Raw genomic sequence first — 24,485 nt, 5'->3', positions numbered from 1 at the left:
GGAATGAGAAGATGACTTCCCGTCTCGAAAAGTTCTACAAGGACGAAGTGGTGCCGGCGCTGATGAAGCAGTTCGGCTACACCAATCCGATGGAAGTGCCGAAGCTCGTCAAGGTCACCCTGAACATGGGTGTCGGCGAAGCGGCCACCAACAAGAAGATCCTGGAAAACGCCGTCGGCGACATGACCAAGATTTCCGGCCAGAAGCCGGTTGTCACCAAGTCGCGTATTTCGGTTGCGTCGTTCAAGATCCGTGATGGTTGGCCGATCGGCTGCAAGACCACGCTGCGTCGCCACAAGATGTACGAGTTCCTGGATCGCCTGATCAACATCTCGCTGCCGCGCGTGCGCGACTTCCGTGGTGTCTCTGGTCGTTCCTTCGACGGTCGCGGCAACTTCAACATGGGTGTGAAGGAACAGATCATCTTCCCGGAAATCGACTTCGACGCTGTCGACGCGATCCGCGGTATGGATATCGCCATCACCACCACTGCGAAGACCGACGCGGAAGCGAAGGCGCTGCTGGCAGCGTTCAAGTTCCCGTTCCGTAACTGATCCGTCGAGGAAACCGAAATGGCAAAGACCTCCATGGTCAACCGCGACATCAAGCGGGAAAAGCTGGCCAAGAAGTACGCTGAGAAGCGTGCTGCTCTGAAGAAGATCGTGTCCTCGGTGGACGCGAGCTACGACGAGAAGATCGAAGCTGCTGCCAAGCTGGCCAAGCTGCCGCGCGATTCGTCGCCGAGCCGCCAGCGCAACCGCTGCGAACTGTCCGGCCGTCCGCGTGGCGTCTACAGCAAGTTCGGCCTGGGCCGCAACAAGCTGCGTGAAGCCACCATGCGTGGCGACGTCCCGGGTCTGCGCAAGGCCAGCTGGTAATCCCAGCCGGTCCTGCGATCAGGCGCCCCTCCGGGGTTCCTGAACCGGGGAGGGGAGGCATTCAGCCTCCCTTTCGCAAAAAACCCGAAGAGCCCGACGCAAGTCGGGCTCTTTTGGCGTATACTCCCGCGTCTTGCCCTGTGCAGACGGGGTTGTAGGGCGGGCCACAGGTCCGCTGCATCAAGGGACCTGGCCCGTTTCCAGGAGACAACAGATTTTCGCGAAAGCGGATATCGGTGCACTCAAAGGTACTCATATGAGCATGACTGATCCCATCGCCGACCTGCTGGTCCGCATCAAGAATGCGGCCGCGGTTGGCAAGCAGACGGTGAAAGCCCCGTCGTCCAAGATCAAGGTTGCGATCGCCCAGGTCCTGAAGGACGAGGGTTACATCACCGACCTGCGCGTTACCCAGCTGGAGAACAACAAGGCCGAGCTGGAAATCGTGCTGAAGTATTTCGAAGGCAAGCCGGTCATCGCGACCCTGAAGCGCTTCTCGCGTTCGGGCCTGCGCCAGTACCGCGGCAAGAGCGAGCTGCCGAAGGTCATGAACGGCCTGGGCATCTCCATCATTTCCACCTCCAAGGGCATCATGACTGATGCGCAGGCGCGCCAGCTGGGCGTCGGCGGCGAAGTCCTGTGCTTCGTGGCCTAAGGCGAAAGGAGTAGAACTATGTCCCGCGTAGCCAAGAAGCCGATCGACCTGGGTAAGGTTGAACTGAACGTCCAGTCGGAAAGCGTCACCGCCAAGGGCCCGAAGGGCACCCTGTCGCTGGCCAAGCCGGCCGGTATTGCCATCAACGTCGATAACGGCGTTGCCACCCTGAGCACCGAGAACGTCGAACTGGTCGCACTGACCGGTACCGTGCGTGCGATCCTGGCCAACATGGTCAAGGGCGTGTCCGAAGGCTTCGAGCGCAAGCTGGAGCTGGTCGGCGTGGGTTACCGCGCTGCCATGCAGGGCAAGGACCTGAGCCTGTCGCTGGGCTTCTCGCACCCGGTCGTGTTCGTGGCGCCGGAAGGCATCACGCTGTCCACCCCGACCCAGACCGAGATCCTGGTCCAGGGCGCGGACAAGCAGGCCGTCGGTGAAGTTGCCGCCAAGATCCGTGCGTTCCGCAAGCCGGAGCCGTACAAGGGCAAGGGCGTGAAGTACTCCGACGAAGTCATCATCCGTAAGGAAGCCAAGAAGGCCTAATAGGCGCTTCCGCTTTCATAGGAAAAACATCATGAACAAGAACATCGCCCGCCTGCGTCGCGCCAAGTCGACCCGCGCCCACATCCGTGAGCTCGGCGTCGCCCGCCTGTCGGTGCTGCGCACCGGCCAGCACCTGTATGCCCAGGTCTTCACCGCCGACGGTTCCAAGGTGCTGGCTGCCGCCAACACCACCCAGACCGACGTCAAGGAAGGCCTGAAGAGCGGCAAGAATGTCGATGCCGCCGCCAAGGTTGGCCGCATCGTCGCTGAGCGTGCCAAGGCCGCCGGCGTCGAGAAGGTTGCCTTCGATCGTTCGGGTTACCGTTACCACGGCCGTATCAAGGCCCTGGCAGAGGCTGCCCGCGAAGCCGGCCTGCAGTTCTAAGGGATCGGGGCAGGGGGCCGATGGCCCCCTGTCCGCCTGCTCGCCAGCCTGAGCGAGGCTGGACGGCGCCATTCTTCTGTAGTGGCCCACCGGAACGACGCGTCATTCCACAACCATAAGCGGCCCTGAGCCGTACATACCCAACAACCAAGGAATCAACATGGCAGAAGAGCGTCAGCAGCGGGGTCGCGATCGCGACCGTAACCGCGAAGAGAAGATCGACGACGGCATGATCGAAAAGCTGGTCGCGGTCAACCGCGTCAGCAAGACCGTCAAGGGTGGTCGCCAGTTCACCTTCACCGCCCTGACCGTGGTCGGCGACGGCGAAGGCAAGGTCGGTTTCGGTTATGGCAAGGCCCGCGAAGTGCCGGTCGCCATCCAGAAGTCGATGGAACAGGCCCGCAAGAACCTGGTCAGCGTTGACCTGAACAACGGCACCCTGTGGCACACCATCAAGGATGGTCATGGCGCAGCCCGCGTGTTCATGCAGCCGGCTTCGGAAGGTACCGGCGTCATCGCCGGCGGTGCCATGCGCGCCGTCCTGGAAGCGGTTGGCGTGAAGAACGTGCTGGCCAAGGCCACCGGTTCGCGCAACCCGATCAACCTGGTGCGCGCCACCGTGAAGGGCCTGTCTGCAGCGCAGTCGCCGGCCCGCATCGCGGCCAAGCGCGGCAAGAAGGTGGAGGAACTCAACCATGGCTAATGAGTCCAACAAGACTGTGAAGGTGCGCCTGGTGCGCGGCCTGCGTGGTGCTCAGTCGCGTCACCGCCTGTCGGTGCGTGCCCTGGGTCTGAACAAGCTCAACGATGTGCGTGAACTGAAGGACAGCCCGCAGGTTCGCGGCCTGATCAATACCGTTCACTACCTCGTCAAGGTTGAGGAGTAATCGATCATGACTCTGCGTCTCAATGAACTGAGCCCGGCACCGGGCGCCCGTACCGAGCGCACCCGCGTCGGTCGCGGTATCGGCTCGGGCCTGGGCAAGACTGCCGGCCGCGGCCACAAGGGTTCGTTCGCCCGCAAGGGTGGCGGCAAGATCAAGGCCGGCTTCGAAGGCGGCCAGACCCCCATGCAGCGTCGTCTGCCGAAGATCGGCTTCCGTTCGCCGATCGCCAAGGACACCGCTGAAGTGCTGCTGTACCAGCTGGACAAGCTGCCGGCCGGCGAGATCGACTTCGCCGCCCTGCGTGCCGCCAAGCTGGTCCCGAGCACTGCCAAGAAGGCCAAGGTCGTCGTCAAGGGCGAAGTGACCAAGGCGTTCACCCTGAAGGGTGTTGCTGCCACGGCCGGTGCCAAGGCTGCGATCGAAGCTGCCGGCGGCAGCGTAACGGAGTAAGAAAATCATGGCGCAAGCTGGCATCGGTAACCTCGCGGGCGGAATGGGCAAGTTCACTGAACTTCGCCAACGTTTGCTGTTCGTCGTCGGGGCTTTGATCGTCTATCGCATCGGCTGCTACGTGCCGGTGCCGGGCGTCAATCCCGATGCCATGCTTGCCATGATGCAACAGCAGGGCGGCGGCATCGTGGACATGTTCAACATGTTCTCGGGCGGCGCGCTGCACCGTTTCAGCATCTTCGCGCTGAACGTGATGCCGTACATCTCGGCATCGATCGTGATGCAGCTGGCCGTGCACATCTTCCCCGCCCTGAAGGCGATGCAGAAGGAAGGTGAGTCCGGTCGCCGCAAGATCACCCAGTATTCGCGCATCGGCGCCGTGCTGCTGGCAGTGGTGCAGGGCGGTTCGATCGCTCTGGCCCTGCAGGGCCAGGTCTCGCCGTCGGGCGCTCCGGTCGTGTACGCGCCGGGCATGGGCTTCGTGCTCACCGCCGTGGTCGCGCTGACCGCCGGCACCATGTTCCTGATGTGGGTCGGTGAGCAGGTCACCGAGCGCGGCATCGGCAACGGCGTGTCGCTGATCATCTTCGCCGGTATCGTGGCGGGCCTGCCGGGCGCGGTCATCCATACCTTCGATGCCTACCGCGACGGCAACATCCAGTTCATCCAGCTGCTGCTGATCGCCATCGTCGTTCTCGCCTTCACCTTCTTCGTGGTGTTCGTCGAGCGCGGCCAGCGCCGGATCACGGTCAATTACGCGCGCCGCCAGGGCGGTCGCAATGCGTACATGAACCAGACCTCGTTCCTGCCGCTGAAGCTCAACATGGCCGGCGTCATCCCGGCGATCTTCGCCTCGAGCCTGCTGGCCTTCCCGGCCACTCTGGCCATGTGGTCCGGCCAGGCGGCCAACCAGAGCAGCTTCGGCCAGGTCCTGCAGAAGGTCGCCAACGCGCTGGGTCCGGGCGAGCCGCTGCACATGATCGTGTTCGCTGCGCTGATCACCGGTTTCGCGTTCTTCTATACCGCGCTGGTGTTCAACTCGCAGGAAACCGCCGACAACCTGAAGAAGTCGGGCGCGCTGATTCCGGGCATCCGTCCGGGCAAGGCCACTGCCGACTACATCGACGGCGTGCTGACCCGCCTGACCGCAGCCGGCTCGGCCTACCTGGTGATCGTCTGCCTGCTGCCGGAACTGATGCGCACGCAGCTGAACGCCTCGTTCTACTTCGGCGGTACCTCGCTGCTGATCGTGGTGGTGGTGGTGATGGACTTCATCGCCCAGGTGCAGGCGCACCTGATGTCCCACCAGTACGAGAGCCTGCTGAAGAAGGCCAACCTGAAGGGTGGCAACCGCGGCGGTTTTGCCCGCGGCTGATTCGCCTGTTATACTTTCGTCTTCCTGACGTGATGGTCCCTCCGCTTCGCGGACTCCGGCCACACAAACGAAGGGCGGCCCCCGCAGCGGTTCCGGGTGGGGGTGTGATGAGGTGGTCCCGCGCAGGAGTAGCGCGGGCGGCCCCGGGAGACCTCCCGGGATCAACCCCATCCGGCGCCGGAGCCTGGGCACACTCCCCAGGCCGGGTTCATGAAACCTCTGGTTTCACGGGCTTCCATGTAAACCGGAACCTTGTTAGTATCGCTAGTTCACTTTTTTGATCCATCCTGCCGGATTGGCGTGCCCGAGGCGCGCTGTCGGCCATCACTCAGCTGGAGAACCGCGTCATGGCGCGTATTGCAGGCGTCAACCTGCCAGCCCAGAAGCATGTCTGGGTCGGGTTGCAAAGCATTTACGGCATCGGCCGTACCCGTTCGAAGAAGGTCTGCGAAGTCGCAGGCGTCGCTTCGACCACCAAGATCCGCGATCTGTCGGAGCCGGAAATCGAGCGCCTGCGCGCCGAAGTCGGCAAGTACATCGTGGAAGGCGATCTGCGCCGTGAGATCGGCATCGCGATCAAGCGCCTGATGGACCTGGGCTGCTACCGCGGCCTGCGTCACCGTCGTGGCCTCCCGCTGCGTGGCCAGCGCACCCGTACCAACGCCCGCACCCGCAAGGGTCCGCGCAAGGCGATCAAGAAGTAAGGGACTGAGAAATGGCTAAGCCCGCTGCTAAGACCAAGAAGAAGATCAAGCGCGTCGTCACTGACGGCGTTGCCCACGTCCACGCTTCGTTCAACAACACCATCGTCACCATCACCGACCGCCAGGGCAATGCTCTGTCGTGGGCGACCTCCGGTGGCGCTGGCTTCCGCGGTTCGCGCAAGTCGACCCCGTTCGCTGCCCAGGTGGCTGCCGAGAAGGCCGGTCGTGCTGCGCTGGACTACGGCGTGAAGTCGCTGGAAGTCCGCATCAAGGGCCCGGGTCCGGGCCGTGAGTCGGCCGTGCGTTCGTTGAACAACGTCGGCTACAAGATCACCAACATCATCGACGTGACGCCCATCCCGCACAACGGGTGCCGTCCGCCGAAGAAGCGTCGCGTCTAAAGGGAGCGATAAGAAATGGCTCGTTATATCGGTCCTACCTGTAAGCTCGCCCGCCGCGAAGGCGCCGACCTGTCCCTGAAGAGCCCGGCGCGTGCGCTGGACTCCAAGTGCAAGCTGGAGCAGAAGCCCGGCCAGCATGGCGCCACTGCCCGCAAGGGCAAGCTGTCCGACTACGCCACCCAGCTGCGTGAAAAGCAGAAGGTCAAGCGTATCTACGGCCTGCTGGAGCGTCAGTTCCGCAACTACTACAAGAAGGCCTCGACCAAGAAGGGCAACACCGGCGAGAACCTGCTGCAGCTGCTGGAAACCCGCCTGGACAACGTCGTCTACCGCATGGGCTTCGCCGTGACCCGTCCGGCTGCCCGCCAGCTGGTGTCGCACCGCGGCGTCACCGTGAATGGCAAGTCGGTCAACCTGGCTTCGTACCAGGTCAAGGCTGGCGATGCCATCGCGCTGTCCGAGAAGGCTGCCAAGCAGCTGCGCGTCCAGGAAGCCCTGACCGTCGCCGCACAGCATGACCTGAGCCCGTCGTGGGTTGAAGTGGATTCCGGCAAGTTCACCGGCATCTTCAAGGCGGTTCCGGATCGTTCGGATCTGCCTGCGGACATCAACGAAGCGCTGATCGTCGAGCTGTATTCGAAGTAATTCACATTGGAGAGCCCCCGGCGACGGCCGGGGGTTCACTAGGAGAACCCGCAACATGACGGTTACCGCCAACCAGGTTCTGCGTCCTCGCGGTCCGCAGATCGAACGCCTTACCGACACCCGTGCAAAGGTCGTTATCGAACCTTTGGAGCGGGGTTACGGGCATACGCTGGGCAACGCCCTGCGTCGCGTGCTGCTGTCGTCCATCCCGGGCTTCGCCATCACGGAAGTCGAAATCGACGGCGTGTTGCATGAGTACACCACGGTCGAAGGTCTGCAGGAGGACGTGCTCGAAGTCCTGCTGAACCTGAAGGACGTGGCCATCCGTATGCACTCCGGCGACAGCGCCACCCTGTCCCTGTCCAAGCAGGGCCCGGGCGTTGTCACCGCTGCCGATATCAAGGTCGACCACAATGTGGAGATCCTGAACGGCGACCATGTGATCTGCCACCTGACCAAGGATACGGCAGTGAACATGCGTCTGAAGATCGAGCGTGGTTTCGGCTACCAGCCGGCTGCTGCGCGTCGTCGTCCGGACGAAGAAACCCGTGCCATCGGCCGCCTGGTCCTGGATGCCTCGTTCTCGCCGGTCCGCCGCGTCGCCTATGCCGTGGAAGCGGCCCGCGTCGAACAGCGTACCGACCTGGACAAGCTGGTCATCGATATCGAGACCAACGGCACCATCGATGCCGAGGAAGCCGTGCGCACCGCCGCCGACATCCTCAGCGATCAGCTGTCGGTGTTCGGTGACTTCACCCACCGCGACCGCGGTGCGGCCAAGCCGGCCAACAACGGCGTGGATCCGGTGCTGCTGCGCCCGATCGACGATCTGGAGCTGACCGTGCGTTCGGCCAACTGCCTGAAGGCTGAAAGCATCTACTACATCGGCGATCTGATCCAGAAGACCGAAGTGGAGCTGCTGAAGACCCCGAACCTGGGCAAGAAGTCGCTCACCGAGATCAAGGAAGTGCTGGCCCAGCGTGGCCTGTCGCTTGGCATGAAGCTGGAGAACTGGCCGCCGGCCGGCGTCGCCAGCCACGGCATGCTGGGCTGATAAAGCCTCCTGCTGTACCCGAAGGCTCCACCGTCAGCGGTGGAGCCTTCACCGCAAGATGCCATGACGAACCGCAGGTTCGCGGGCAGGTCGTCCAGGACGGGCGGCCAGGACCATCCGCAGTCCGTGCAGCAACGCCAGGATGGCGACAACGATCCACACAGCCACATCATTAACCAAGGAACATCACCATGCGTCACCAGAAGTCTGGCCGTAAGTTCAGCCGTACCAGCGCCCATCGCGAAGCGATGTTCAAGAACATGGCCGCCTCGCTGTTCAAGCACGAGCTGATCAAGACCACCCTGCCGAAGGCCAAGGAACTGCGCCGCGTCGCCGAGCCGCTGATCACCCTGGCCAAGGTCGATTCCGTTGCCAACCGCCGTCTGGCCTTTGCCCGCCTGCGTGACAACGAAGCCGTGGGCAACCTGTTCACCATCCTGGGCCCGCGCTACGCGAACCGTCCGGGCGGCTACCTGCGTCTGCTGAAGTGCGGCTTCCGCGCCGGCGACAATGCTCCGATGGCCTACGTCGAGCTGGTCGACCGTCCGGCCGTGGCCGAGGAAGTGGCCGAGTAATCGGACCGCTCCAACGCGACACAGTGAAAGCCCGGCATCTGCCGGGCTTTTGCGTTCTGGTAGCGCCGGGCGATGCCCGGCGTTTACGTTTCCGCTGCACTCGCCGGGCATGGCCCGGCGCTACCTGCGAAGGGAAGTGGCCCGCACCGTTCCGACGAGCGTCACCGGCAGCGGTTCGAATGGCAGGCGCGGTCGGTTACGCTTGGCGCCTGATCCATTCGAGCATTCACGATGAATCCTCTGCGCTGGCCCTTCCGCGCCCAGTTCCTGCTGGGCTTCCTGATCTGCGTGGGCCTGCTGGGCTATGCGATTTTCCTGCAGCTGAAGATGGGGCTGGAGCCGTGCCCGCTGTGCATCTTCCAGCGGCTGGCCTTTGCCGCGCTCGGCCTGCTGTTCCTGCTGGGCGCACTGCACGGCCCGTCGAACCGGCCGGGACGGGTGACGTACGGCATCCTTGCCTTCATTGCGGCAGCCGTCGGCGTCGGCATCGCCGCGCGCCATGTCTACGTGCAGATGCTGCCGCCGGAAATGGGTGCCACCTGTGGTCCGCCGCTGAGCTTCCTGCGCGAGACCATGGGCCCGTTCGAGGTGTTCCGCACGGTGCTGACCGGTACCGGCAACTGCGGCAACATCGACTGGACCTTCCTCGGACTGACCATGCCGATGTGGTCGGGCGTGTGGTTCGTGCTGCTGGGGCTGTGGGCACTGCTGGTGCCGTTGCGCAGGGTCAGGCGCTGAGTAACTGACGCGCCCCAGCAGAGCCGGGCATGGGCTCGGCTCTGCCGGGGGCAGCGACATCGATCAGAAATCCTGTTGCAGGCTGAGATAGGCGCCGCGTCGCGGCCCCCACTGGGGGGCGAACACGCCTACGCCGCCGCCATCGCGCAGCTGATAGCTGCGATCCAGCGCGTTGATCAACGCCAGCTGTGCATGCAGCGGATGGCCGCTGTCGGCGTTGAAATCGTGGCCAGCACTGAGGTTCACCTGCAGGTAGGACGGCAGCTCGCCCCCATTGGGTACACCTTCGGTGTCCGAGCGCAGGCCACTGCCGAACACGTAGTTGGCACCGATCCGGTTGTGTCCGGCGAAGGCATAGCTGACACCGCCCGACGAGGTCAGCTTCTGGTCGTGGTCCAGGTGGATCCAATGGTCGGCCACGTAGGCCAGGGCGTCCGGGTCGAGGTTGTACTGGCCGGTGATCACCTGGGTGCCGATCGCCTTGTTGTATGCAGCGTTGAAGTAAGCGCTGAACGGTCCGTCGCTGTAGTCGGCGCTGAACTCCAGGCCGCGGATGTGGCCGCGACGATAGTTGAACGTTGAATAGAGGTAGGCGGCGCCGAACTGGCCTTCATCCTGCAGGCGGGCGACACGCCGGTCATACGCATCCACGCCGAGTGTCAGGTGCTCGCCGATCTGCTGCGAGATGCCGAGGTCGTAGTAGTCACTGCGCTCGGCCAGTGGCGTGGCGTTGCCATCACTGGGCTGCTGGTTGCTGGTGCCGTCGTACAGCGCGATGTCGTCGGAGGCGATCAGCTCGCTGGCCGGTGGTGTGAAGTAGCGCGCATAGCCTGCGTGCAGGGTGGTGCTGTCGCCGGCATTCCAGACCACGCCCAGGCGCGGGCTGATCTGGCCTTCGGTCCGCCCGAAGGCCGTGTAGCGGTCGCCGCGCAGACCATAGTTGACCGTCCAGTTGTCTCCGATCTTCCACTCGTCCTGCACGTAGAGCGCCAGCGTGCTGGCGTGGAAAGCACTGCGGTCGGGAATCAGCAGGGGCGTGGTGCTGGCCTGCTGGCCGGCGTCGTCAACCGGGAACACCCAACTGCTGCTGTGGGCCCGCGCGGTCTCATGATTGCCGTACAGGCCATAGCGCAGCGTGTGATCGCTGCCCAGCGGGGTGGAAACGTCGGCCTGCACGGTGTTGGCGCGGTTGCTGCGCTGGACCTGTGAAGCAACACCGCTGAACACCAGATCGCCCGCCACATCGGGATTGAACCCGACATCGCTGTAGCGTTGGCCGGCCGACAGCTGGTACGCGCTGGCGCCCAGCGTCCCCTGCAGCACCAGCATGCCGAAGCGCGTGGTCTCGCGCTGGGTCTCATCCAGCTGGCTGGAGTCGAACGTGGAGTTATCGAGGTAGCCGAACTGCGGTGTCTGGCCCGGGTTCACCGGAATCTGGAAGCGGTTGTTGGCAATGCCGGCGAACACGCTCACGCGCGTGTTCTCGTCCAGCAGATAGGTGAGGTCGGCGAACGCCTTGCCCTGGTGGGTGTCGTCGTGCAGCGGCCGGCGCGAGTTCGTCGGGTTCTCCAGGCCGACCTCGTTCTGGTCGTAGTTGCCGGTCAGGAACCAGCTCCAGCGTCCCTGGTTGCCCCACCAGGAGGCGTTGGGATTGACCTTGCCGAACGACCCGGCAGTCAGTCCGGCGCTGCCGCCGTTGCCCAGTTCGGCGCCACTGCGGGTGGTGATGTCCACCACTGCGGCGGTGCGTTCGCCGAACTGCGCCGGCAGTGCGCCATCCATCAGCCGGATGCTCCTGATGGTTCGCGTATCCAGGGTCTGGCCGAAGCCGGAGATCGATTCGGGCAGCAGCACGCCGTTGATGCGGTACTGCAGGTTGGCGTGATCACCACGCACATGGACACCGCCGTAGGAGTCCTGGACCACGCCCGGGGCCTGCAGCAGCACCTGGCTGAGTGCGGCGGAGGCGCCGAGCGGCTGCTTCTGGATGTCCTCGGCGGTGATCTGGTACTGGCTGCTGCCGATGTCCGGCGACAGCGCGTTGCGGGCCTGATCGAGGTGGGCGCTGACGGTGACCGCATCCAGGTTTTTCACTGCGGGCCCGGCGTCATCCGCGGCTGCGGCAAGGGGGGGCGTGCTGGCCAGGGCCAGGGCGAAGGTGATGCTGGTAGCGAGGCGTGAGGGCTTCATGGGAGAGAGCAGGGCCTGGGGCGTGGAGGGGGCCGGTCCATGAGGGTGAGTGTTACTCCGTAACAGATCATGCGCCTCTGCCGGCGCCGCCGACCATGCGGTCTGTGGCTGCTCGGCGCGTGCTTTCCCTGGCGTTCAGGCATCGGGCCGGAAGGGCTGGCCCTTTGCGGCGGCGGCCGGCTCTGCGACCATGACCGTCCCCCACCCCGGAAGTCTGCAATGAGCCTGTCCGCCGTTTCACCGGTTCCCGATCCTGCCGCAACCGCTGCGGGTGCTGCCTGGTCGCCGGAGAGCTGGCGCGGCAAGACCGCACTGCAGATGCCGACCTATCCCGACCCGGTGGCGCTGGATGCTGCCCTGCATGAGCTGAAGCGGCTCCCCCCTCTGGTGACCTCGTGGGAGATCCTGGCGCTGAAGCAGCAGCTGGCGGAGGCGCAGGAGGGCAAGCGCTTCCTGCTGCAGGGCGGCGATTGCGCCGAGAACTTCAGCGACTGTGAGTCCGGCACCATCTCCAATCGGCTGAAGGTGCTGCTGCAGATGAGCCTGGTACTGGTGCATGGCCTGCGCCAGCCGGTGATCCGCGTCGGCCGCTTCGCCGGCCAGTACGCCAAGCCACGCTCGGCTGATACCGAGACCCGTGATGGGGTGACGCTGCCCAGCTACCGGGGCGATGTGATCAATGCGCCGGCCTTCACCGAAGCCGCGCGCCTGCCCGACCCGAAGCGGATGCTGCAGGCCCACGCGCATTCGGCGATGACGATGAATTTCGTGCGGGCGCTGATCGATGGCGGCTTCGCCGACCTGCACCACCCCGAGTACTGGAACCTGGACTGGGTGCGGCATTCGCCGCTCGCCGCCGAGTACCAGAAGATGGTGGCATCGATCGGCGATGCCGTGCACTTCATGGAAACCCTGGCCGGTGCCCGGGTGCACAACCTCAACCGCATCGACTTCTACACATCGCACGAAGCCCTGCTGCTGCCCTACGAGCAGGCGCTGACCCGGCAGGTGCCGCGCCAGCAGGGCTGGTTGAACCTGAGCACGCACTATCCCTGGATCGGCATGCGCACGGCTGCGCTCGACGGCGCGCACGTGGAGTACCTGCGGGGCGTGCGCAATCCGATCGCGATCAAGGTTGGGCCGTCGGTTTCGCCGGACCAGCTGCTGCGCCTGATCGATGTACTCAATCCGGACGACGAGCCGGGGCGCCTGACCTTCATTCACCGCATGGGCGCGACGCAGATAGCCGAAAAGCTGCCGTCGCTGCTGGAAGCGGTCAAGCGCGACGGCCGCCGCGTGCTGTGGGTGTGCGATGCCATGCACGGCAACACCGAGAGCACCGCCAATGGGTTCAAGACGCGCCGCTTTGACAACGTGCGCCGCGAGGTGGAGTTGTCGTTCGATCTGCACGCCGCGGCAGGTACGCGCTTGGGCGGCGTGCACCTGGAGCTGACCGGCGAGGACGTGACCGAATGCACCGGTGGCGCGCGCGAGCTCACCGAGCGTGATCTTGAGCGCGCGTATCGTTCCACGGTCGATCCGCGGCTGAACTACGAGCAGTCGCTGGAGATCGCGATGGCGATCGTGCGCAAGCAGGAACAGGTTCGCTAAGGGTTTTCGGCAGGGCTTGCAGCCCTGCACCTGCGGAGTCAACGTCGACGTCAAATGCGGGCATTCCGTGGGATGGCGGATTCCCGGTGTCTGTCAGATCCACGCCATGCGTGGATGAATCTCTGTCCGATATCGAAATCAATCTGGGGTCAGATCCGTTTTCCGCAGAAAAAGCGGATCTGACCCCACGAGCCATTCCGACAGATCCCGAAAATCTGTCGAAGGCGGGGTGGGGCCGGTTGCGGGAGTGTCCGCGGCATGGATGCCGCGGCCAAGCCCCCATGGATGGGTTTACGGCGTCTCCCGCAACCGGACCCACCCCGCCATCCCGCAGGAAATCCGCTTCTGCTTCGGCTGTTGCAGTTGCAGTTGCAGTTGCTGTCGCTGTCGCTGTCGCTGTCGCTGTTGCTCCAGCCCGCAGCAGATGCAGGCTGCAAGCCCTGCAGACCAACACCCTCCTTACGAACGACTGACGTGACGCTCATGCGCCATGCGCGAGGCTGTCCGCTGCTGTTCGAGTGGAGGTGGCAACCGTGCACTGGCAAAGCGCACAGGCATATGCATGGCCGCTGGGTCTGGCGGCGCTGGTAGGCGGCATCGGCGCCTGGCTGATCCTGTGGATCTATCACCGGCTGAAAGGGCGTGATCGCCGGCGCGCGCGCATCGGTCGTGTGCTTGGTCTGCCAATGGCGACCGCATGGCCCTTGCTGCTGCTGATCCCGGCGCTGCAGGCCACGCCACTGCAGGAGCCTCTGCTGGGGCATCTGCAGCACGGGCTGCACATCGCGCTGACGGCCTGTTTCATCTGGCTGCTGGTGCGCGCGGTGGCCGCCGGCGAGCGTGCGATCCTGCGCAGTCATCCCATCGACGTCTCGGACAATCTGGAAGCCCGACGCATCCAGACCCAGACGCGGGTGCTGAGCCGCGTGCTGATGGGCGGCATCATCGTGCTCGGTGCATCGCTGGTGCTGCTGACATTCCCGATGGTGCAGAAGATCGGCGCCGCCCTGCTGGCCTCGGCCGGTCTGATCGGGCTGGTCGCGGGCATCGCGGCCAAGCCGGTGTTCGGCAACCTCATCGCCGGCCTGCAGATCGCAGTGACCCAGCCGATCCGGCTGGATGATGTGGTGATCGTTGAAGGCGAGTGGGGGCGCGTGGAGGAGATCGGCAGCAGCTATGTGGTGGTACGCATCTGGGACGAGCGGCGGATGGTGGTGCCGCTGACCTGGTTCATCGAGAACCCCTTCCAGAACTGGACCCGGCGCAGCGCCGATCTGCTCGGCACGGCGTTCCTGTGGCTGGACTACCGCGCGCCGATCGCGGCGATCCGCAGCGAACTGGAGCGCATCTGCCGCGGCGAGGCGCTGTGGGATGGACGGGTCTGCGTGACCCAGGTGACCGAAACCAGCGAGCGGGCAATCCAGGTGCGCCTGCTGGTCAGTGCACGCAGCTCCGGCGATGCCTTCGATCTTCGCTGCCTGGTGCGCGAGCGCATGCTGGATTTCCTGGCGCGCGAGCATCCGCAATCACTGCCGCAGCTGCGCGCGCGGTTGCAGCGCGAGGATGAGCTGGACATGCCGCGCGCACCGCGTGCACGTACGGCAGATGTGCGTTCACCCGGGGCGGAGGACGGCGAGGCCGCGATCGCACCGGTGGAACCGGACCCCGACCGCTAGCGCCGGGACGTGCCCGGCGAGCGCAGCGGTACCGCCCGGTCCGCCGGGCAGCCCGGGCAGCCCGGGCAGATCAAGGCTCGCCAGTGTCGATCAGGGTGTCGGTTTCGAAATGAGGTGGACGGCGCGCACGCGTGCGTTGCTCGTAGGCGTAGGCCATTTCGATCAGCTTCGGCTCGCTCCAGGCCGTGCCCATGAACAGCAGGCCGACCGGCAGGCCGTTGATCTGTCCCATCGGCACGCTCAGGCTGGGGTAACCCGCGACCGCTGCCACGCTGTAGCTCTCACCCGGGAAATCGTCGCCTTCGCGGCGGATGGGCCAGGCTGTGCCGGTGGTCGGTGCAACCAGCGCATCCAGCTGGTAGGCAGCCAGGACGGCGTCGATGCCTTCCGGCCCGGCCAGGCGCCGCGCATCGCTGCGCGCACGGATGTAGGCAGGGTCGGCCAGTCCGGCAGTGGTGTTGGCCTCCAGCAGCAGTTCCTGGCCGAACAGGCCCAGTTCCTGCGGCGCCTGGGCCTGGTTGAAGGCGATGAGTTCGCCAAGACTGCGCAGGGGCGCGCGGTAGGTCTTGAAGTAGCGCTCCAGCCCAGCCTTGAACTCATGCAGCAGCACGACCCGCTCGGCTTCGGCCCAGGCGCCCGGGTCGGGCAGTTCCACCGGCACCACCACCGCGCCCGCACGGCGCAGTTCGGCGGCGGCCTGATCGATCAGCGGTGCCATGCCACGGTATGTCAGCAGGGAGGTCTGCAGCAGGCCGATGCGCTTGCCGCGCAGGCCTTCGGGGTCCAGGCGCGCGGTGTAGTCGTAGACCGCGCGGCCGGGCATGGTGGCCGTGGCGGGGTCGGCATCGTCCCGGCCCGCGATCGCCGTCAGTACGGCCGCGGCGTCGGCGACGCTGCGCGTCATCGGCCCGGCGGTGTCCTGGCTGAAGGAGATCGGGATGATGCCTTCGCGGCTGACCAGGCCGACCGTCGGTTTCAGGCCGACGATGCCGTTGATCGCGGCCGGGCAGACGATGCTGCCGTCGGTCTCGGTGCCGATCGCCACACTGGCCAGATTGGCGGCCACCGCCACCGCGCTGCCGCTGCTGGAGCCACAGGGCGAATGGCTGAGACGGTACGGATTGCGGGTCTGGCCACCGCGCGCGCTCCAGCCCGACACCGAATCGTTGCCGCGGAAGTTGGCCCACTCGCTGAGATTGGTCTTGCCCAGCACGACCGCGCCGGCCTCGCGCAGGCGTCTTACCAGGTAGGCATCGGCGGGGCGGAAACCCTGCAGCGCGAGCGATCCGGCGCTGGTGGTCATGGGCGCGGCGTTGATGTTGTCCTTCAGCAGGACCGGAATGCCATGCAGCGGCCCGCGCAGATGGCCGTCCCGGCGCTCGCGATCGCGTTCACCGGCTTCCCGCAGGGCATCCGGGTTGAGTTCGATGACGGCACGCAGGCGCGGCCCGGCGCGATCCAGCGCAGCGATGCGCTGCAGGTAGGCGTGGGTCAGCGTGGTGCTGTCCAGTTCGCCGGCCACCATGCGCGCCTGCAGGTCGGCCAGGTCGGTCTCGGCGTAGGGGAAGGGCACGTTGCGGCTCGCGGGTTCGGCGGCGTGGGCGCTGGTCGTGGCCGGGCTGCAGCCAACAATGAACAACGCGGGCAGCGCGATGAGCAGGCAGGTCAGCAGAGGCGGCAAGGACGGGCGCATGGGGCGGCTTGGTCGGCTCCAATGCCCAGTGTAGCTGCTGCTCAGTGGTGGCGCTTGCGCAGGTCGCGGGCCAGGACGTAGACCACGAGCAGGTTTATCGCCAGGATCGTCCAGGAGGGCCAGCCGGGGTGGCGGACGATGGCGAAGACATCGAAGGGCAGATACAGCGCGGCGGTCAGGCAGCCCAGCCAGGAGGCCCAGGCCCTGGCCCGCCAGAGGCCCCAGGCTTCCACCAGGTGCAGCAGGCCGTAGCCGATCATCGCCGCCGCCGCCAGGTGCACGGCGTCGGGATTGATCATGTTCAGGAGGGAGGGCAGGGTACCGTGATCCGGGTCCAGGCTGAAACGCCGGATCAGGGCATTGACCCCATCGCGGAGCGGCTGCGGACCGAGCACTTCAAGCCCGGTCGCAGCCAGCAACGCCAGCACCGCCTTGCTCGCTTCGAGCAGGGCGATGACGTGGAGGCCCGGATGCCGGTGTGGATCCGGGTTGTAGCCGCTCTGGCTCACGGTCCGGCTCAGCCGCCGCGCGAAGCCTTCTTGCGGTCGCTTTCGGTCAGGAACTTCTTGCGCAGCCGGATTTCCTTCGGAGTGATCTCGACCAGCTCGTCGTCCTCGATGAAGTCCAGCGCCTGTTCCAGCGAGTACTTGATCGCCGGGGTCAGCTGGATCGCATCGTCCTTGCCCGAAGCGCGCATGTTGGTCAGCGGCTTGGTCTTGATGGCGTTGACGGTCAGGTCGTTGTCCTTGGAGTGGATGCCGACCAGCTGGCCTTCATACACATTGTCGCCTTCAGCAGCGAACAGCTTGCCGCGTTCCTGCAGCGGGCCCAGGGAGTAGGCCGGAGTCACGCCCGGGGCGTTGGCGATCATGACGCCGTTGATGCGCTTGGCGATTGCGCCCTGTTCCTTCGGACCGTAATGGTCGAACACGTGGAACAGCAGGCCCGAACCCTGGGTCAGGGTCTTGAATTCGTTCTGGAAGCCGATCAGGCCACGGGCCGGGATCGAGTATTCCAGGCGCACGCGGCCCTTGCCGTCCGGTTCCATGTTCTTCAGCTGGCCCTTGCGGGTGCCCAGCTTTTCCATCACGCCGCCCTGGTGCACTTCTTCCACGTCCACCACCAGCTGTTCGATCGGCTCCATCTGCTGGCCGTCGATTTCCTTGATGATCACTTCCGGACGCGACACGGCCAGTTCGTAGCCTTCACGACGCATGTTCTCGATCAGCACCGACAGGTGCAGTTCGCCACGGCCGGAGACCAGGAACTTGTCGGCGTCCTCCAGCTGTTCGACCTTCAGCGCCACGTTGTGGACCTTTTCACGGTCCAGGCGGTCCTTGATCTGGCGGCTGGTCAGGAACTTGCCACCGGACAGGTCCTTGTTGCCCGCGAACGGCGAGTTGTTGACCTGGAAGGTCATCGAGATGGTCGGCTCGTCCACGGTCAGCGCCGGCAGCGCTTCCGGGGTGTCCGGGTGGCAGAGGGTGTCGGAGATGGTCAGCTCCGGAATGCCCGAGATCGCCACGATGTCGCCGGCTTCAGCGGTGTCCTGCTCGATGCGCTCCAGGCCCAGGAAGCCCAGCACCTGCGCGACCTTGCCGTTGCGCTTCTTGCCTTCACGATCGATCACCGTGACCTGCATGTTCTTCTTCAGGGTGCCACGCTGGATGCGGCCGATGCCGATCACGCCCACGAAGTTGTTGTAGTCCAGCTGGCTGATGCGCATCTGGAAGGCACCTTCCGGATCCACTTCGGGCTTCGGCGCGTGCTTCATGATCGCTTCGTAGAGCGGGGTCATGTCGCCATCGCGGACGGTGTCTTCCAGGCCGGCATAGCCGTTCAGGGCCGACGCGTAGACGATCGGGAAGTCCAGCTGCTCGTTGGTCGCGCCGAGCTTGTCGAACAGATCGAACACCTGGTCGATCACCCAGTCCGGACGCGCGCCCGGACGGTCGATCTTGTTGACCACCACGATCGGCTTGAAGCCCATCGCGAAGGCCTTCTGGGTGACGAAGCGGGTCTGCGGCATCGGGCCGTCCATCGCGTCGACCAGGATCAGCACGGTGTCGACCATCGACAGCACGCGCTCGACCTCACCGCCGAAGTCGGCGTGGCCGGGGGTGTCGACGATGTTGATCCGGTTCTTGATGCCGGTCTTCTTGTCTTCCCAGGTGATGGCCGTGTTCTTGGCCAGGATGGTGATGCCGCGTTCCTTTTCCTGGTCGTTGCTGTCCATCACGCGCTCGGCGAGGACGGTACGCTCGGACAGGGTGCCGGACTGCTTCAGCAGCTGGTCGACCAGGGTGGTCTTGCCATGGTCGACGTGGGCGACGATGGCGATGTTGCGAAGATTTTCGATGGACATACGAAAGGGGGCCAGTCGGCGCCGGATTTGGAAAAAGAAGTCCAACATTATACGTCGAACTTGACGATTCGCGAAAAGCTGGATTCCGGCTCGCCCGGGAGCCCCATTCAGCTGGCCGTCGGGGCCCCGCCGGCGGCGCCCCTCCAGAGCCTGAAGCGTCGCCCTGCGCCGATGGTCGAAGCCGCCGCCGCCACGAGCCGGGTGTAAACTAGGTGGCTAGACGCCTTTCCCTTTGCAACAAGGATCTTCATGTCCCTCATCGCCACTTTCGACACCACCCAGGGCCCGATCAAGGTCGAGCTGTTCGCTGACAAGGCGCCGCTGACCGTTGCCAACTTCGTGAACCTGGTCAAGCACGGCTTCTATGACGGCCTGATCTTCCACCGCGTGATCGCCGACTTCATGATCCAGGGCGGTTGCCCGCAGGGCCGTGGTACCGGTGGCCCGGGCTACAAGTTCGAAGACGAGAAGAACGGCGTGAAGCATGAGGTCGGCTCGCTGTCGATGGCCAATGCCGGCCCGAACACCAATGGCAGCCAGTTCTTCATCACCCACATCAAGACCGATTGGCTGGACGGCCGCCACACCGTGTTCGGCAAGGTTCTGGAAGGCCAGGCCATCGTCGATTCGGTCAAGCAGGGCGACGTGATCCATTCGATCACCCTGGAAGGCGACGTCGACGCCGCGCTGGCCGCACAGGCCGACCGTGTGGCCGAGTGGAACAAGATCCTCGCCGCCTGACCCCCTTCCGAGACGGCCACCCACGGGTGGCCGTTTCCCTGTTCTCCGCCGCCTGCCAGGCCCGCCGGGCCACGCCCGCGGCGTCCCATCAAACGCTTGCAAGCAAGAGGAAACCCCCATGAAAGCACCCGTTCGTGTTGCCGTGACCGGCGCCGCCGGCCAGATCGGTTATGCCCTGCTGTTCCGCATCGCCTCCGGCGAAATGCTGGGCAAGGACCAGCCGGTCATCCTGCAGCTGCTGGAGCTGCCGGTGGACAAGGCCCAGGCCGCCCTGAAGGGCGTGATGATGGAACTGGAAGACTGCGCCTTCCCGCTGCTGGCCGGCATGGTCGGCACCGACGACGCTGAAGTGGCGTTCAAGGATGCCGACATCGCCCTGCTGGTCGGCGCGCGTCCGCGCGGCCCGGGCATGGAGCGCAAGGACCTGCTGCTGGAAAACGCCAAGATCTTCACCGCGCAGGGCGCGGCGCTGAACAAGGTCGCCAGCCGTGACGTGAAGGTGCTGGTGGTCGGCAACCCGGCCAACACCAACGCCTACATCGCCATGAAGTCGGCACCGGACCTGAAGCCGGAAAACTTCACCGCCATGCTGCGCCTGGACCACAACCGTGCCCTGAGCCAGCTGTCGGCCAAGCTCGGCAAGCCGGTCGGTGGCATGGAAAAGCTGGTGGTGTGGGGCAACCACAGCCCGACCATGTACCCGGACTACCGTTTCGCCACCGCCGATGGTGCTTCGATCGCCGATGCGATCAACGACCAGGAGTGGAATGCCAACACCTTCATTCCGACCGTCGGCAAGCGCGGCGCGGCGATCATCGAAGCCCGTGGCTCGTCCTCGGCGGCTTCGGCGGCCAATGCCGCGATCGACCACGTGCGTGACTGGGTGCTGGGCAGCAACGGCAAGTGGGTCACCATGGGCGTGCCGTCCGATGGTTCCTACGGCATCCCGGAAGGCGTGATCTTCGGCTTCGCCGTGACCACCGAGAACGGCAAGTACACCCTGGTCAAGGATCTGCCGATCGACGACTTCAGCCAGAAGTACATCGACAAGACCCTGGCCGAGCTGGAAGAAGAACGCGCCGGCGTTGCCCACCTGCTGGGCTGATGCCGCGGGTGCCGGTCTGGCCGGCACGCAGCTGACAGAAACGGGGAAGCTTCGGCTTCCCCGTTTTCATATGGAGTTTCGCAGAACCGCATGATCCACCTGCATTACATCGATGACGCGCTGCTGGTGGTGGAAAAGCCCGCTGGCCTGCTGTCCGTGCCTGGCCGTAGCGCGGAGAACCAGGACTGCGTGGTGGCCCGCCTGCAGGTGCTGTACCCGGACGCGCTGACCGTGCATCGGCTGGACCAGGTCACCTCCGGTCTGCTGCTGCATGCACGGGGCAAGACGACGCAGGCCGCGTTGTCGATGCAGTTCGAGCAGCGCAGGGTGGGCAAGTGTTACGAAGCCGTCGTGCAGGGTGTGATCGAAGGTGATGCCGGTGAGGTGGATCTGCCGCTGATCGTGGACTGGCCGAACCGGCCGAAACAGAAGGTCGACCATGAACACGGCAAGCCGGCGCTGACGCGCTGGCGCGTGCTGGCCCGCGATGTTGAAGCGCAGCGCACGCGCGTGGCGCTGGAGCCGGTGACCGGGCGCAGCCATCAGTTGCGCCTGCACATGGCCAGCCTGGGTCATCCGATCGTCGGCGATGTGCTGTATGGCGCCGCACCGGCGCAGCGCGTGCATCTGCATGCGCGCAGCCTGCACTTCACCCACCCGGTGACGGGCGACGCGCTGGCGTTCGAGTCCGCCACTCCGTTCTAAGCAGGGCAAGGGGGCGGCAGGGCTGCGCCCTGCACCTGCTACGAGCCAGAGCAACTTCAACGTCAAAAGCGGGCAATCTGTGGGTTGGCGGGGCGGTGTCGGAGTGCGGGGACGCCGCAAGTACGTCCCTGTAGGCTTGGCCGCGGCATCCATGCCGCGGACACCCCGCACTCCGACACCGCCCCACCTTCGACAGAATGCCGCGATCTGATGGATCCACGCCGAGCGTGGATGAAATCTGTCAGATATCGGAATAGATGGTGGGTCGGATCGTTCCGACAGATCGCAGGAAACTGTCGAAGGCGGGGTGGGTCCGGTGGCGGGAGTGTCCGCGGCATGGATGCCGCGGCCAAGCCCCCATGGACGGGTTTACGGCGTCTCCCGCCACCGGACCCCCCCGCCATCCCTCGGTAGTCCAGCTCTTGACGTTGACGTTGCCTCTGCAGGTGCAGGGCGGCAGCCCTGCATGGAAAACCCACCCCCTACCAAGGTAGGGCGGAACGCGCGGCAACGCGGCACTATGCTCGAACCCATGACTTCGTCTGGGAGGGCTGCGTCATGAACTACGAGGAAACCTACCGCCGCTCGATCGACGAGCCGGAGGCGTTCTGGGGCGAGGAAGCCAAGCGCATCCATTGGCACAAGCCGCCGCAACAGGTGCTCGACTACAGCAACCCGCCGTTCCGGCGCTGGTATGTGGGCGGCGAAACCAACCTCTGTTACAACGCGGTCGATCGCCATCTGGACACTCGGCCCGACCAGCTCGCGCTGGTGGCCATTTCCACCGAAACCAACAGCACCCGCGAGATCACCTACCGGCAGCTGTACCGAGAAGTGAACGACTTCGCTGCTGTGCTCCTGCGCCTGGGCGTCGGCCATGGCGACCGCGTGGTCATCTACATGCCGAACATGGCCGAAGCCGTGTTCGCGATGCTGGCCTGCGCGCGCATCGGGGCCGTGCACTCGGTGGTGTTCGGTGGTTTCGCCGCGCACAACCTTGCCCTGCGCATCGACGATGCCAGACCCAAGCTGCTGATCGCGGCCGATGCCGGCATGCGCGGAGGCAAGCTCATTCCCTACAAGCCGATGGTGGACGCCGCCTGTGCGGAAGCCGGGCATCCACCGCCGCACGTGCTGATCGTTTCGCGCGGGCTGGATCCGGCCGAGCCGCGCATCGAGGGCCGAGACGTCGAGTACGCGACGCTGCGCGCGGAAGTCGGTGCCGTCGATGTTCCGGTGCAGTGGCTGGAAGCGAGCGAGCCGAGCTATCTGCTGTATACCTCCGGCACCACCGGCAAGCCCAAGGGCGTGCAGCGTGATGTGGGCGGATACGCGGTGGCGATGGCACAGTCGATGGAGACCGTCTTCGACTGCAAGCCGGGGCAGGTGATGTTCTCCACCTCCGATGTCGGCTGGGCCGTAGGACATTCCTACAACGTGTATGGACCGCTGATCGGCGGTTGCACATCGCTGTTGTACGAAGGCCTGCCGACCCATCCGGATCCGGGCATCTGGTGGGCCCTGTGCGAGCAGTACAACGTGCGCACGATGTTCTCCTCTCCCACCGCGATCCGCGTGCTGAAGAAGCACGACGCGGATTTCATCCATCGCCACGACCTGCGCGCGTTGAAGTACCTGTTCCTGGCCGGCGAACCGCTGGATGAGCCGACCGCGCACTGGATCAATGAAGCGCTGGGCAAACCGATCATCGACAACTACTGGCAGACCGAAACCGGCTGGCCGGCCTTGACCCTGTTGCCGGGCCTGGAGATGAAGCCGGTGCGCTTTGGTTCGCCGGGTTTCCCCAACCTCGGTTACCGCATGAAGGTGATCGACGAGAACACCGGCGAAGAAGTCGCACCCGGGCAGAAGGGAGTCCTGGTGGTCACCCCGCCATTGCCGCCGGGCTGCATGAGCACGGTGTGGAACGACGACAGCCGCTTCCTGCAGAGCTACTTCAGCCATTTCAAGGAGCTGCTGTACAGCTCGCTGGACTGGGCGATCCGCGACGATGACGGCTACACCTTCATCCTCGGCCGTACCGACGATGTCATCAACGTCGCCGGGCATCGCCTGGGGACACGTGAGATCGAGGAAGCCATCTCCAGCCACCCGCGTGTGGCGGAGGCCGCGGTGATCGGCGTCAAGGATGAACTGAAGGGACAGGTGCCGCTGGTCTTCGTCACCCTCAAGCAGGGGCTGGGGGGCGAAGACCCTGCACCGGTGGTGGCGGAGATGATGGCAACGGTGACCACGTCGCTGGGGGCGGTTGCACGGCCGGCGCACGTGCACGTGGTCAACGCATTGCCGAAGACGCGCTCGGGCAAACTGCTGCGGCGCTCGCTGCAGGCGCTGGCCGAGCAGCGCGATCCCGGCGATCTGTCGACCCTGGATGACCCGGCCGCCCTGGAGGAGATCCGCCGCGCGCTGGGACGCTAGACCGGTCCTGTATTGCCGGGGCCGCGTGCAGCGGGCCGAGGCAAGGGATGCAGCGGTGCTGCACCGCAGCGTTCACCGTACCAGCGGTGCGTTAAGCTCGATGCCGGGGAGCGCGTCCGTCAGGGCGCGCAGGCATGCGCATCATGGAACGGGGGAGCTATGGCACTGCTGCACGCCAAGACGGCCGCTGGCCGCCAGGAAATCGAGGATCGTGCGCGGCGCCTGCCGGCCGCGCTGCGCTCGATCCTGCTGATGGTCGATGGTCGCCGCGATGACACCGAACTGCGCAGTCTGCTCGAAGGACTGCGGGCGCCACCCGATGCGCTGGAACAGCTGGCCGCGATGGAGCTGATCGAAGTGGTGGGGGGCAGCGCCGATGCGGTGCCGGTCGCTGGCCTCAGCAATGGCCGCGAACAGGACCCGGCGCTGTATCAGCAGCTGTACGAGGCGATGAGCGAAGCCGTGCGGCGCCACCTCGGGCTGAAGGGCTACTTCATGCAGTTGAAGATCGAGCGCTGCACCGATGCCTCGGCCCTGGAGCGCCTGTGCCCGGAACTGCTGGCGGCGGTAGGCAAGGCACGCAGCCCGGCACTGGCACAGCGCTGGTGGCAGGAAACGCAGGCATCGCTGGCAGCCGGCGATCGCGGAGTCGTGCAGGCCTGACGCAGCG

26 protein-coding genes are annotated in these 24,485 nt (G+C 65.2%); 22 read left to right on the top strand and 4 right to left on the bottom strand.

Translation table 11 applies throughout. The annotated features are described in order from the left end of the window. The first annotated feature begins 11 nt into the window (after window positions 1–11). From rplE to AC5P5M_RS14100, 15 genes are all read left to right on the top strand, one after another. Window positions 12–554 carry a 50S ribosomal protein L5 gene (rplE, locus tag AC5P5M_RS14170; RefSeq protein ID WP_053519746.1) on the top strand — a complete coding sequence of 181 codons (543 nt, stop codon included), beginning with the start codon at window positions 12–14 and terminating at the stop codon, window positions 552–554. An 18-nt stretch (window positions 555–572) separates the two neighbouring features. Continuing rightward, entirely contained in the window at window positions 573–878 is a 306-nt protein-coding gene (gene rpsN, locus AC5P5M_RS14165; protein ID WP_053519747.1) for a 30S ribosomal protein S14, read from the top strand. 256 nt (window positions 879–1,134) lie between these two features. Next, window positions 1,135–1,533 (top strand): 30S ribosomal protein S8, encoded by a 399-nt coding sequence (rpsH, locus tag AC5P5M_RS14160; protein ID WP_005415417.1) that lies wholly within the window; start codon window positions 1,135–1,137, stop codon window positions 1,531–1,533. A gap of 18 nt (window positions 1,534–1,551) precedes the next feature. Beyond that, window positions 1,552–2,076 carry a 50S ribosomal protein L6 gene (gene rplF / locus AC5P5M_RS14155; protein ID WP_053519748.1) on the top strand — a complete coding sequence of 175 codons (525 nt, stop codon included), beginning with the start codon at window positions 1,552–1,554 and terminating at the stop codon, window positions 2,074–2,076. 31 nt (window positions 2,077–2,107) lie between these two features. Beyond that, on the top strand, window positions 2,108–2,461 hold the full coding sequence (gene rplR, locus AC5P5M_RS14150) for a 50S ribosomal protein L18 (RefSeq protein WP_053519749.1): 354 nt from the start codon (window positions 2,108–2,110) through the stop codon (window positions 2,459–2,461). A gap of 160 nt (window positions 2,462–2,621) precedes the next feature. Then, the gene (rpsE, locus tag AC5P5M_RS14145; protein WP_005408213.1) at window positions 2,622–3,164 is read left to right on the top strand and encodes a 30S ribosomal protein S5; all 543 of its coding nucleotides are present in this window, start codon (window positions 2,622–2,624) and stop codon (window positions 3,162–3,164) included. Next, the gene (gene rpmD, locus AC5P5M_RS14140) at window positions 3,157–3,348 is read left to right on the top strand and encodes a 50S ribosomal protein L30 (RefSeq protein WP_004145412.1); all 192 of its coding nucleotides are present in this window, start codon (window positions 3,157–3,159) and stop codon (window positions 3,346–3,348) included. Before rpsE ends, rpmD begins: the two co-directional genes overlap by 8 nt. A gap of 6 nt (window positions 3,349–3,354) precedes the next feature. Then, entirely contained in the window at window positions 3,355–3,798 is a 444-nt protein-coding gene (rplO, locus tag AC5P5M_RS14135) for a 50S ribosomal protein L15 (RefSeq protein ID WP_053519751.1), read from the top strand. Between the two features lie 7 nt (window positions 3,799–3,805). Then, the gene (gene secY, locus AC5P5M_RS14130) at window positions 3,806–5,173 is read left to right on the top strand and encodes a preprotein translocase subunit SecY (RefSeq protein WP_005415420.1); all 1,368 of its coding nucleotides are present in this window, start codon (window positions 3,806–3,808) and stop codon (window positions 5,171–5,173) included. Between the two features lie 347 nt (window positions 5,174–5,520). Next, entirely contained in the window at window positions 5,521–5,877 is a 357-nt protein-coding gene (gene rpsM / locus AC5P5M_RS14125; protein ID WP_004154500.1) for a 30S ribosomal protein S13, read from the top strand. 11 nt (window positions 5,878–5,888) lie between these two features. Further along, the gene (gene rpsK, locus AC5P5M_RS14120) at window positions 5,889–6,278 is read left to right on the top strand and encodes a 30S ribosomal protein S11 (RefSeq protein WP_004145443.1); all 390 of its coding nucleotides are present in this window, start codon (window positions 5,889–5,891) and stop codon (window positions 6,276–6,278) included. A gap of 15 nt (window positions 6,279–6,293) precedes the next feature. Beyond that, a complete protein-coding gene (rpsD, locus tag AC5P5M_RS14115) occupies window positions 6,294–6,923 on the top strand; it encodes a 30S ribosomal protein S4 (RefSeq protein WP_004145446.1) in 630 nt (209 codons plus the stop codon). A gap of 55 nt (window positions 6,924–6,978) precedes the next feature. Next, window positions 6,979–7,977 (top strand): DNA-directed RNA polymerase subunit alpha, encoded by a 999-nt coding sequence (locus tag AC5P5M_RS14110; protein ID WP_004145453.1) that lies wholly within the window; start codon window positions 6,979–6,981, stop codon window positions 7,975–7,977. Between the two features lie 191 nt (window positions 7,978–8,168). Further along, window positions 8,169–8,552 (top strand): 50S ribosomal protein L17, encoded by a 384-nt coding sequence (gene rplQ, locus AC5P5M_RS14105; protein WP_053519752.1) that lies wholly within the window; start codon window positions 8,169–8,171, stop codon window positions 8,550–8,552. Between the two features lie 231 nt (window positions 8,553–8,783). Then, window positions 8,784–9,290 carry a disulfide bond formation protein B gene (locus tag AC5P5M_RS14100; RefSeq protein WP_053519753.1) on the top strand — a complete coding sequence of 169 codons (507 nt, stop codon included), beginning with the start codon at window positions 8,784–8,786 and terminating at the stop codon, window positions 9,288–9,290. A gap of 63 nt (window positions 9,291–9,353) precedes the next feature. Here AC5P5M_RS14100 and AC5P5M_RS14095 read toward each other — a convergent pair whose 3' ends face one another. Further along, the gene (locus AC5P5M_RS14095; RefSeq protein ID WP_495206048.1) at window positions 9,354–11,480 is read right to left on the bottom strand and encodes a TonB-dependent receptor; all 2,127 of its coding nucleotides are present in this window, start codon (window positions 11,478–11,480) and stop codon (window positions 9,354–9,356) included. Between the two features lie 219 nt (window positions 11,481–11,699). Between AC5P5M_RS14095 and AC5P5M_RS14090 the strand changes: the two genes are divergently transcribed. Together AC5P5M_RS14090 and AC5P5M_RS14085 are read left to right on the top strand one after the other, a co-directional pair. Continuing rightward, complete coding sequence (locus tag AC5P5M_RS14090; protein ID WP_053519755.1) at window positions 11,700–13,091, top strand: class II 3-deoxy-7-phosphoheptulonate synthase; 1,392 nt, start codon at window positions 11,700–11,702, stop codon at window positions 13,089–13,091. A gap of 533 nt (window positions 13,092–13,624) precedes the next feature. Continuing rightward, window positions 13,625–14,767 carry a mechanosensitive ion channel family protein gene (locus AC5P5M_RS14085; RefSeq protein WP_053520335.1) on the top strand — a complete coding sequence of 381 codons (1,143 nt, stop codon included), beginning with the start codon at window positions 13,625–13,627 and terminating at the stop codon, window positions 14,765–14,767. A 70-nt stretch (window positions 14,768–14,837) separates the two neighbouring features. Here AC5P5M_RS14085 and AC5P5M_RS14080 read toward each other — a convergent pair whose 3' ends face one another. Genes AC5P5M_RS14080 through typA form a run of 3 tightly spaced genes read right to left on the bottom strand, consistent with a single transcriptional unit; the run spans window position 14,838 to window position 18,825 of the window. Further along, window positions 14,838–16,460: an amidase gene (locus AC5P5M_RS14080; RefSeq protein ID WP_495206047.1), complete on the bottom strand. Its 1,623-nt coding sequence runs from the start codon at window positions 16,458–16,460 to the stop codon at window positions 14,838–14,840. Window positions 16,461–16,501: 41 nt separating this feature from the next. Further along, entirely contained in the window at window positions 16,502–16,969 is a 468-nt protein-coding gene (locus AC5P5M_RS14075; RefSeq protein WP_065176006.1) for a DUF2127 domain-containing protein, read from the bottom strand. Between the two features lie 8 nt (window positions 16,970–16,977). Further along, the gene (typA, locus tag AC5P5M_RS14070; RefSeq protein WP_053520332.1) at window positions 16,978–18,825 is read right to left on the bottom strand and encodes a translational GTPase TypA; all 1,848 of its coding nucleotides are present in this window, start codon (window positions 18,823–18,825) and stop codon (window positions 16,978–16,980) included. Window positions 18,826–19,074: 249 nt separating this feature from the next. Between typA and AC5P5M_RS14065 the strand changes: the two genes are divergently transcribed. The 5 genes from AC5P5M_RS14065 to AC5P5M_RS14045 all read left to right on the top strand — a co-directional run bounded on the left by AC5P5M_RS14065 (window position 19,075) and on the right by AC5P5M_RS14045 (window position 24,478). Then, complete coding sequence (locus AC5P5M_RS14065; protein WP_053520333.1) at window positions 19,075–19,566, top strand: peptidylprolyl isomerase; 492 nt, start codon at window positions 19,075–19,077, stop codon at window positions 19,564–19,566. Between the two features lie 118 nt (window positions 19,567–19,684). Beyond that, the gene (locus AC5P5M_RS14060; RefSeq protein WP_005415428.1) at window positions 19,685–20,671 is read left to right on the top strand and encodes a malate dehydrogenase; all 987 of its coding nucleotides are present in this window, start codon (window positions 19,685–19,687) and stop codon (window positions 20,669–20,671) included. Between the two features lie 90 nt (window positions 20,672–20,761). After that, window positions 20,762–21,376: an RluA family pseudouridine synthase gene (locus AC5P5M_RS14055; protein ID WP_128988931.1), complete on the top strand. Its 615-nt coding sequence runs from the start codon at window positions 20,762–20,764 to the stop codon at window positions 21,374–21,376. Window positions 21,377–21,934: 558 nt separating this feature from the next. Next, on the top strand, window positions 21,935–23,815 hold the full coding sequence (prpE, locus tag AC5P5M_RS14050) for a propionate--CoA ligase (protein ID WP_180875745.1): 1,881 nt from the start codon (window positions 21,935–21,937) through the stop codon (window positions 23,813–23,815). Between the two features lie 159 nt (window positions 23,816–23,974). Next, window positions 23,975–24,478, top strand: coding sequence for a hypothetical protein (locus AC5P5M_RS14045; RefSeq protein WP_053520034.1), 504 nt, complete (start codon window positions 23,975–23,977; stop codon window positions 24,476–24,478). The last annotated feature ends 7 nt before the right edge of the window (window positions 24,479–24,485 follow it).

This window comes from Stenotrophomonas sp. YJH_SMC_106-19 (assembly GCF_059368375.1).
This window is presented reverse-complemented; position numbering and strand designations above follow the sequence as displayed.